The sequence below is a fragment of the Stieleria mannarensis genome (genome assembly GCF_014154935.1).
GTDB classification, from domain to species: Bacteria; Planctomycetota; Planctomycetia; order Pirellulales; family Pirellulaceae; genus Stieleria; species Stieleria mannarensis.
On the sequence record NZ_JACEHH010000213.1, the window covers coordinates 1 to 549 of the forward strand.

Annotated in this window: 2 protein-coding genes; both read left to right on the plus strand. The window is 60.5% G+C overall.

Going from position 1 to position 549, the window contains the following annotated elements; translation table 11 throughout:
* Positions 1-283, plus strand: a 283-nt coding sequence (locus tag H1B37_RS33120) for a tyrosine-type recombinase/integrase (RefSeq protein WP_182871540.1), incomplete at its 5' end; no start/stop codon positions are given.
* A 15-nt stretch (positions 284-298) separates the two neighbouring features.
* Positions 299-549 (plus strand): transposase zinc-binding domain-containing protein (locus tag H1B37_RS33125; RefSeq protein ID WP_182871541.1); only part of this gene is annotated, 251 nt, incomplete at its 3' end.

The window sequence follows — 549 nt, forward strand, 5'->3', positions numbered from 1 at the left end:
AGGCGCAATGAAGCAGATCGCCAAGAAGCTCAACTTCGGCAAGAAAATCACGATCCACACGTTACGCCATTCCTACGCCACGCACTTGCTCGAAGCCGGCGTTGGATTGAAGGTCATCCAGAAATACATGGGGCATTCCTCGCTGCAGACCACCCTCATCTACCTGCATCTGACTGAGGATGCGGAGGCCAACGCGAGGGGAGCGATCGACGGACTGTTCGGAAAGTTGCCGGGAGACGATGATGATCCCGATGCACTCGGCTGCGGTGCGCGACTGAAGTAACCCCGTCGCCCGAACGTGTCCACGCTGGCCGAAGCGATCGCCAAGCATGGACCGGCGTTCCTCGCCAAGCTTCCCGATCCGCTCCCGGATTCACTGGTGCAGGTCGCACGCGTGATCTCGTTGTTGCCGTGCTGCCGAACCGGTGCCCTCGGTGGAGTCCTGTACCGATGCGATGGCTGCGGCCAAACCCATTGGACAGGGCGGAGCTGCGGAAATCGTCACTGCGCCACCTGCGGTCACGAGAAGTCCCAGCGTTGGATCCAAAA